Below are 8,607 nucleotides of genomic sequence, written 5' to 3' on the forward strand. Positions count from 1 at the left end.
GGGGAACCACCGCATTTGCGCAAAAATCACATTGCCCCTCTTTGCGGCCCGCAGGGCGGGGCCCCCGCGAAAGACCGCGCAGCGGGATTTTGTGGGGAAGCGAGGAGTGACGGAGGGATGAAGAAAGCCCCGGTCTAAAAGACCGGGGCTTGTATCTGGCTCCCCAAGTTGGACTCGAACCAACGACCCTGCGGTTAACAGCCGCATGCTCTACCGACTGAGCTATTGAGGAATATGAGCTGCCATGTGCGGTGTGGTGACCCGTGGGAGAATCGAACTCCCGTTTGCGGCGTGAGAGGCCGCCGTCTTGACCGCTTGACCAACGGGCCATGACTGCACAGGCAGCTTTTGTATTATACCTGATACAGCGGCAGTTTGTCAACACTTTTTTGCAAATTTTTTCTGCATCTGTGTTTGCATCCGGTTCCCGTTTGTGCCATAATAAAAGCGAACGGCAAATTACCGGCGCGCCGGGCGTTTTGCACGGCGCACCTGAAAAAGAAAGGTCAGGTTTTGCATATGGCGGACCGTCCCAATATTGTACTCATTATGACCGACGAGATGCGCGGCGACTGCATTGGCTTTGCCGGGCATCCCGACGTAAAAACCCCCTATCTGGACACACTGGCGTCTCAGGGTGTGTATTTTCCTCACGCCTATTCCTCCTGCCCCACCTGCGTGCCCGCCCGGGCCATCCTGCACACCGGGCTGAGCCAGCGGCACACCGGCAAGGTGGGCTATCAGGACGGGGTGGACTGGAACTACGGCTGCACCATGGCCGGGGAGTTGGCCAAGGCCGGGTACTACACCCAGTGCGTGGGCAAGATGCATGTGCACCCGCTGCGCAACTATCTGGGATTCCACAATGTGGAGCTGCACGACGGCTATCTGCACGAATACCGGTTTGCCGGGGTGGATCACTACGGCAACCAGACCTATGCGGACGATTATTTCTACTGGCTGAAAGAGCAGCTGGGTGCCAGCGCGGACGTGACCGATTCCGGCATGGACTGCAACGGCTGGACGGCCCGGCCCTGGCCCTATGAGGAAAAGTATCATCCCACCAACTGGGTGGCCAGCCGCAGCATTGATTTTCTGCGCCGGCGGGATCCCCGGCAGCCGTTTTTCCTGATGGCCAGCTTTGTGCGGCCCCACGCGCCCTACGATGCGCCCCAGTGGTATTTTGACCTGTACAAAGACAAGGATCTGCGCCCGCCGTTCCGGGGCGACTGGGACGACCAGGAATTTCTGCGGCAGAAAGGCCGGACCTTCAACAACTGCACCGGCCCGCTGGACCCGGAGCTGATCCGCCAGCAGCAGATCGGCTACTATGCCTGCATCACCCATGTGGATCATCAGATCGGCCGCTTGCTGATGGCCCTGACCGAGCACCGGCTGATGGACAACACGGTGATCCTGTTTACCAGCGACCACGGCGAGATGCTCAGCGATCATGGCTGGGACCGCAAGTCGCTGCCCTACGAGGGCAGCGCCCGCATCCCCATGCTGATCTGGGGCCCGGAGAAGTACGTGGGCCCGGGCGGCCGGGTGGACGAATCCCTGGTGGAACTGCGGGACGTGATGCCCACCTGCCTGGACCTGGCCGGCGCGCCCATCCCCGCCCATCTGGACGGCCAGAGCATGCTGCACGGGGTGGACCGGCAGTGGCTGCACGGGGAACATACCTTCTGGGTGAACAACGCCTCCAGCCAGTTTATTGTAACAACCCGGGACAAGTTCATCTGGTTCAGCCAGCGGAACGAGGAACAGTATTTTGATCTGGAAAGGGATCCGCACGAGACCCACAACGCCATCCACGACCCGGAGTATCAGGACCGCATCGCCGAACTGCGGCATCTGCTGGCCCAGGCGCTGAAGGATTCGGAGGAAGGGTATTCCGACGGGGAACACCTGATCCCCGGCCGCACCCCGGTGGACTGCCTGTCCAACGTGCGGGACCGCAACTGCCCGGAGAATTTCTGATATGGCGCAGCTGTGGAACGAATGGAAAATCTGGCTGCCGCTGGGGCTGCTGATCTGGCAGGCAGTGCTGTCTCTGGTTGACTTTGCCTTGTGCGGCTGGGACAAGCGGTGCGCCCGTCTGGGCCGCCGCCGGGTGCCGGAACGCCGCCTGCTGGGTCTGGCGGCGCTGGGCGGGGCCGCCGGGCTGTGGGCCGGGATGTACCGGTTTCATCACAAGACCCTGCACTGGTATTTTGTGTGGGGCGCGCCGCTGCTGTTTGCGGCGCATCTGGCCCTGCTGGGCGCCAGCGTGTATTTTTGCCTGATTCGCGTATGAAACAACCCCTCCGGCCATAGGGCCGGAGGGGTTGTCGCTTTTTGTGCGCGCGGCGGGCTCAGGCTTCGGGATGCAGGTCCCGCAGCAGGGATTCCAGCCGGGCGGGCATGGATTCGATGAGAAGCTCCACCATCTGTTCGGGGCTGCGTTTCATGCCGCCCACCGCCCAGCGGGCGGTCATTTCGATGGAACCGCGGCAGTACATTTCCAGCAGAAAGGCGGTGTCGCTGTCCAGCGGCGCGCCGGTTTTGCGGGTGATAATGTCGCTGTAGAACCGATAAATGTACTCATAGTCGTACCGCATGAGGGAGTTGGCGTCGTCGCTGCCGAAAGCGCAGGCAAAAAAGCTCTGTTCCGCCTTGATGAACCGGAACTTGTTCAGCAAACCTTCCCGCAAGGTCAGGCTGACGCCCATCTCCTGAAAGGACTGTTCCACCAGGCGTTCAAAGTACCAGTTGACCAGGTCGTATTTGTCCAGGAAACAGCGGTAGAAGGTCTGGCGGCTGACACCGGCGGCTTCGGTGATCTGCTTGACGGTGATCTTGTCCAGCGGTTCGCTGCGCACCAGCGTTTTAAGACCTTCCGCCAGCCGGTACCGGGCCCCGTCCTGCTTTTCCATCCTGCTCGCCTCCCGTGCGTTTTCTTTTATTATACCAGAAAGGCAAAGCGGGGGACAATAGGACCTTACGCCCCAAACACCTTGACGTAATCGGCCTTGAACTTCTCAATGCCGGAATCGGTCAGGGGATGTTTGGTCATCTGCTCGATGACCTTGTAGGGCACGGTGGCGATGTCCGCGCCGGCCAGGGCGCAGTCGGTCACATGGATGGGGTTGCGCACGCTGGCCGCGATGATCTGGGTCTCGATGTCCGGGTAGTTGGCAAAAATCGCCGCGATGCTCTCGATCAGGTCGATGCCCGGCTGGCTGATGTCGTCCAGTCGGCCCAGGAACGGGCTTACATAGGTGGCGCCCGCCCGGGCCGCCAGCAGCGCCTGGTTGGCCGAGAAGATCAGGGTGCAGTTGGTGGGGATGCCCTCGGCACTCAGCACCTTGATGGCTTTCAGGCCCTCCACGGTCATGGGAATCTTCACCACCATGTGGGCGGGGTCCAGAGCGTAGATGGCCCGGCCTTCCTCAATCATGCCGGCCGCGTCGGTGGTGGTGGCCTTTACCTCACCGGAGATGGGGCCGTCCACGATGGTGGCGATCTCTTTCAGGGTCTCGGCGTAGTCCCGGCCCTCCTTGGCGATCAGGCTGGGGTTGGCGGTCACGCCCGCGATCACGCCCATGTCGTTGGCGGCGCGAATTTCGCCTACATTGGCGGTATCAATGAAAAAACGCATTATATATTTCTCCTTATTTCTTCTGTCCGTAATATGCGTTGGGCCCGTGCTTGCGCATGAAGTGCTTTTCCACCACATGGGCGGGGGCCGGGGACGCGTCCGGGCTGACCAGGCGGGTATAGGCGGCCATCTTGGCCACCTCCTCCAGCACCACCGCGTGGTACACCGCCTGGGCCGGGCTCTTGCCCCAGGTAAAGGGGCCGTGGCTGTGGCAGATCACCGCGGGCACATACACCGGGTCGATGCCCCGGGCGGCAAAAGTCTCGATGATGACCTTGCCGGTGTTCTTCTCGTAGTCCTCGTCCAGCTCCTCTTTCGTCAGGTGGCGGGCGCAGGGCACCGGGCCGTAGAAGTAGTCCGCGTGGGTGGTGCCGTAGCAGGGGATATTCCGCCCGGCCTGGGCCCAGGCCACCGCGTAGGGGCTGTGGGTATGCACCACGCCGCCGAGGGCGGGGAAGGCCTTGTATAGTTCCAGATGGGTCTTGGTGTCGCTGGAGGGGTTTAAATCCCCCTCCACAATATGGCCGTCCAGATCCAGCACCACCAGCTTGTCGGGGGTAAGTTCCTCATACTCCACGCCGGAGGGCTTGATGACCACCAGGCCCTGCTGGCGGTCAATGCCGGACACATTGCCCCAGGTATAGGTCACCAGCCCGCGGCGGGGCAGTTCCATATTGGCCTCATAGACGGCCTGTTTCAGTTGTTCCAGCATAGATGGCTCCTTATTTCAGCTTCCAGGACAGGTCGGACAGGAACAGGTCGTGCTCCAGGCTTTCCACGGTGGTTTCCTTGCCGATGTGCACGAACTCGATGTCCATCATCCGGGCCCAGTCCCGCATCTGCTCGGCGGTCACGTCGTAGCTGAGTACGGTGTGGTGGGCGCCGCCGGCGGTGATCCAGCATTCCAGACCGGTGGTCAGGTCGGGCATGGCTTTCCACATGACCCGGGCTACCGGCAGGTTGGGCATGGGCATGATGGGCTTGACGCACTGGATATCCTGGCAGAGCAGGCGCAGGCGGCCGCCCATGTCGATCAGGCTGACCACGATGGCCGGGCCCTCGTGGCCCTCAAACACCAGACGGGCGGGCGGTTCCCGGTCGCCGATGCCCAGGGGATGCACCTCGATGCGGGGTTTGGCCGCGGCCACGCTGGGGCAGACCTCCAGCATATGGGCGCCCAGGCTGTACTCGTTGCCCGGCTCCAGATGGTAGGTGTAGTCCTCCATGAAGGCGGTGCCGCCACTCTTGCCCTCGCTCATGGCTTTCAGGATGGCGGTCATGGCGGCCACCTTCCAGTCACCCTCGCCGCCGTAGCCGTAGCCCTGGGCCATCAGGTGCTGGCTGGCCAGGCCCGGCAGCTGCTTCATGCCGTACAGATCCTGGAAGGTGTTGGAGAAGGCAAGGCAGCCCTCGGCGTCCAGCATCTTCTTCATGGCGATCTCTTCCCGGGCCTGGTAGCGCACGGTGGCCAGATCGTCGGTGGCGAAGTCATACTGGGCCTTGTACTCGTCCATCAGCGCGTCGATCTCCGCTTCGGTGACCGCGTCCATGGTCTCCACCAGCTGACCCACCGGCCAGGTGTTCACCTGCCAGCCGAGCTTGGTCTGCACCTCCACCTTGTCGCCCTCGGTGACGGCCACCTCCCGCATGTTGTCGCCGAAGCGCATGACCTTCAGCTCCTTGCTGACGGCCACGCCCACGGCGGCGCGCATCCAGTCGCCCAGGCGATCCTGCACGGCCTCGTCCTGCCAGTAGCCGGCGATGACCTTGCGGGCGGCACGCAACCGTGCCCCGATGAAACCGTGTTCCCGGTCGCCGTGGGCGGCCTGGTTCAGGTTCATGAAGTCCATGTCGATCTCTTCGTTGGGGATGGTGCGGTTGTACTGGGTGGCAAAATGGCACCAGGGCTTCTGCAGATTGGCCAGGCCGTTGATCCACATTTTGCTGGGGCTGAAGGTGTGGCACCAGGTCACGATGCCGGCGCAGGCCGGGTCGTAGTTGGCCTCGCGCACCACGTCGGTGATCTCCTTGTTGGTCTTGGCGGTGACCTTGTAGACCAGCTTGCAGGGCAGACGGCCGGAGGCGTTCAGCGCCTCGGTCATCTCGGCGGCGCGGGCGGCCACCGTTTCCAGCACTTCGGGGCCGTACAGGAACTGACTGCCCACCACAAACCAGAATTCGTACTGTTTCATGCTCATTGGTATGTACCTCCTGTCAGCGCAGCGCGTCCACGGCGGCTTTTTCCACCGGGATGCAGGCGGCGTAGTCTTTGATAAAGGCGGCAAAGCCCGCCGCGTCGGCTTCGTCCGGGGTCTGGGTGCTGCCGGCAGCCCCCGCAAACACGACGGCGTTCAGCCAGGCTTCCAGGGTCTGGTCCGCCTGCTTCTCCAGCCGGTAGAGAGCCAGCAGGGCCATGCCCCAGGGGCCGCCCTCGCCGGCGGTCTCCATCACCGACACCGGCACCCCCAGCGCCCCGGCCAGCAGCTTCTGGCCCACCACGGGGGTTTTGAACAGGCCGCCGTGGCCCAGCAGGCTGTCCAGCTTGACCTGCTCTTTTTCCAGCAGGATGTCCATGCCCAGTTTCAGGGTGGCCATGGTGGAATACAGCTGCGCCCGGGCAAAGTTGGCCAGGGTAAGTTTTGCCCCCGGACGGCGCACAAACAGCGGCCGCCCCTCGGAAAGGCCGGTGACCGGCTCGCCGGAATAGTAGTTGAAGTTCACAAGGCCGCCGCAGTCGGCGTCAGCCTCCAGCGCTTTCTGGTAGAACAGATCGTAGAGGGCGGGTTTTGCCAGCGGCGCGCCGGCGGCTTCGGCCATCTGGCCCAGCAGGCGTACCCAGGCGTCCAGGTCGGAGGTGCAGGTGTTGCAATGCACCATGGCTACCGGCCGGCCGGTAGGGGTGGTGACCATGTCGATCTCCGGGTACACCCGGGACAAAGGCTTTTCCAGCACCGCCATGGCGAACACGCTGGTGCCCGCGGACACGTTGCCGGTGCGGGCGGCCACACTGTTGGTGGCCACCATGCCGGTGCCCGCGTCGCCTTCCGGCGGGGCCATCACCGCGCCGGGGGCCAGGGTACCGGTGGGGTCCAGCAGCTTCGCGCCCTGTTCGGTCAGGCGGCCCGCGTCATCCCCGGCGGACAGCACCCGGGGCAGGATGTCCCGCAGGCGAAAGGGCAGGGAGGCGCTTTTGAGCAGCTCGTCAAAGCTGGCCAGCATTCCGGCGTCGTAGTCGCCGGTTGCGCTGTCGATGGGGAACATGCCGGAGGCTTCGCCCACACCCAGCACCTTTTCGCCGGTAAGCTGCCAGTGCACATAGCCCGCCAGGGTGGTCAGGTGGGCGATCTGGTTTACATGGGGTTCTTTGTTCAGCATGGCCTGATAGAGATGGGCGATGCTCCACCGCTGGGGAATGTTGAAGCCGAAGCGTTCGGTCAGGGCCTCGGCGGCCGGGCCGGTGGTGGTATTGCGCCAGGTGCGGAACGCCGCCAGCTGCTGCCCGGCCCCGCCAAAGGGCAGGTAGCCATGCATCATGGCGGACACGCCCAGCGCGCCCACCTGCCGCAGCTCTTCGCCGTACCGGGCCTTGTAATCCGCCGCAAGGCGGGCGTAGGCGTCCTGGATGCCCGCCCACACATCGTCGAGATGGTAGGTCCAGTAGCCGTCCTCAAAACGGTTTTCCCAGTCGTGGGCACCGCTGGCCAGCACCGAGCCGTCGGGGCCCGCCAGCACCGCCTTGATCCGGGTGGAGCCCAGTTCGATACCCAGGCCCGTGGAAGTTTGCAGAATCATGGTATCACCGCCTGTTCAGAATGGTTTGTATCGGCAGGCGGGCGGTTGACACAGCCGCCCGGCCTGAACTACTATAAAAGGGAATGTACGCAAAAGGAGTCAGCAACCTATGTACACGGTGTTTGACCGGGAGCAGCTTTCGGTGCTGCTGCGGGATTTTTATGAGCTGACCGGCCTGCGCACGGTGGTGTTCAACGCGGAGGGGGCGGATATTTTGTCCTACCCGGAAACGCTGCCGGAGTTCTGCCGCCTGGTGCGCAGCAGCCCGGCGGGGTCGGCGGGATGCCGGCTGTGCGACCGGGGGGCCTGCGTACAGGCCCGGCAGGAACGCCGCCCGGTGATCTATCCCTGCCACGCGGGGCTGATCGAGGTGATCGCGCCCATCCTGGTGGACGGGGCGGCGGTGGGCTACCTGCTGCTGAGCCATATCGTGCAGGGGGCGGACGAAGAAGCGGAATGGGCCCAGGTGCAGCAGCTGTGCGCGGGCTACGGGCTGGACCCGGAAACCCTGCGCCCGGCCTACCAGGCGCTGCCCCGCACCCCCTACCGCACCCTGCGGGCGGCGGCGGATCTGCTTTCGATGGCGGCGCGGGACGCCTGCCGGGCAGGGCTGGCGCGGCTGGCGCCGGACAGCCCGCTGCAGCGGCTGGACAACTATCTGGCGGAACATCTGGCCGAGGATCTGCCCTGCGAGCGGCTGTGCCGGGAGCTGAACATGAGCCGCACAGCCCTGTACCAGCTGGCGCGGCAGGCCTACGGCTGCGGCATCTCGGAACAGATCACCCGGCTGCGGGTGGCCCGGGCGCTGGAACTGCTGGAAAACACCGATCTGCCCAACCGGGAGATCTGCCAGCGGGTGGGCATCCGGGATTACAACTACTTTTTCCGGGTGTTCCGCCGCCAGACCGGCTTTACCCCCCGGGACTGGCGGGCAAGGCGGGCCGGGCAGACCCTTACGCAACCAGTATACCCCGAGACGGGGGCGGATGAATAGTGCCGCCTGTTCCGGATACTGGACGATTGTTCATTTATTCTGATACAAAAATCATAACTCCACGTTGAACGTGGGGTTTGCAAAACGGCCCCATAGGGGCCACAATACCAGCGGCGCCTAAAGGCGCATAATGAGTGACGCCAACCGCACTTGGCGTCACTTTTTACTTTGCGGCACT

At 63.6% G+C, this 8,607-nt stretch carries 8 protein-coding genes and 2 tRNA genes; 3 read left to right on the forward strand and 7 right to left on the reverse strand.

Annotated elements, in window-relative coordinates:
* Nucleotides 1-156: 156 nt before the first annotated feature.
* Nucleotides 157-232 (reverse strand) — tRNA-Asn (locus B5E65_RS08715).
* A 22-nt stretch (nt 233-254) separates the two neighbouring features.
* Nucleotides 255-329, reverse strand: a tRNA-Glu gene (locus tag B5E65_RS08720).
* A gap of 190 nt (nt 330-519) precedes the next feature.
* On the opposite strand from B5E65_RS08720, the gene B5E65_RS08725 reads away from it, so the two are divergent.
* Complete coding sequence (locus tag B5E65_RS08725) at nt 520-1,983, forward strand: arylsulfatase (RefSeq protein ID WP_087171395.1); 1,464 nt, start codon at nt 520-522, stop codon at nt 1,981-1,983.
* A 1-nt stretch (nt 1,984) separates the two neighbouring features.
* Complete coding sequence (locus B5E65_RS08730; RefSeq protein WP_087171384.1) at nt 1,985-2,299, forward strand: DUF1294 domain-containing protein; 315 nt, start codon at nt 1,985-1,987, stop codon at nt 2,297-2,299.
* Nucleotides 2,300-2,357: 58 nt separating this feature from the next.
* On the opposite strand, the gene B5E65_RS08735 is transcribed toward B5E65_RS08730, so the two are convergent.
* From B5E65_RS08735 to B5E65_RS08755, 5 genes are all read right to left on the reverse strand, one after another.
* On the reverse strand, nt 2,358-2,918 hold the full coding sequence (locus B5E65_RS08735; RefSeq protein ID WP_087171385.1) for a TetR/AcrR family transcriptional regulator C-terminal domain-containing protein: 561 nt from the start codon (nt 2,916-2,918) through the stop codon (nt 2,358-2,360).
* Between the two features lie 65 nt (nt 2,919-2,983).
* Nucleotides 2,984-3,643, reverse strand: a complete 660-nt coding sequence (gene fsa, locus B5E65_RS08740; RefSeq protein ID WP_087171386.1) for a fructose-6-phosphate aldolase — start codon at nt 3,641-3,643, stop codon at nt 2,984-2,986.
* Between the two features lie 13 nt (nt 3,644-3,656).
* A complete protein-coding gene (locus tag B5E65_RS08745; protein WP_087171387.1) occupies nt 3,657-4,355 on the reverse strand; it encodes an L-ribulose-5-phosphate 4-epimerase in 699 nt (232 codons plus the stop codon).
* Between the two features lie 10 nt (nt 4,356-4,365).
* On the reverse strand, nt 4,366-5,841 hold the full coding sequence (araA, locus tag B5E65_RS08750) for an L-arabinose isomerase (RefSeq protein ID WP_087171388.1): 1,476 nt from the start codon (nt 5,839-5,841) through the stop codon (nt 4,366-4,368).
* Nucleotides 5,842-5,857: 16 nt separating this feature from the next.
* Entirely contained in the window at nt 5,858-7,435 is a 1,578-nt protein-coding gene (locus tag B5E65_RS08755) for a xylulokinase (protein WP_087171389.1), read from the reverse strand.
* Between the two features lie 109 nt (nt 7,436-7,544).
* On the opposite strand from B5E65_RS08755, the gene B5E65_RS08760 reads away from it, so the two are divergent.
* Nucleotides 7,545-8,429 carry a PocR ligand-binding domain-containing protein gene (locus B5E65_RS08760; RefSeq protein ID WP_087171390.1) on the forward strand — a complete coding sequence of 295 codons (885 nt, stop codon included), beginning with the start codon at nt 7,545-7,547 and terminating at the stop codon, nt 8,427-8,429.
* Nucleotides 8,430-8,607 lie beyond the last annotated feature (178 nt).

It is taken from the genome of Gemmiger sp. An120 (assembly GCF_002160955.1).
In the GTDB taxonomy this organism is placed as follows: Bacteria; Bacillota; Clostridia; order Oscillospirales; family Ruminococcaceae; genus Gemmiger_A; species Gemmiger_A avium.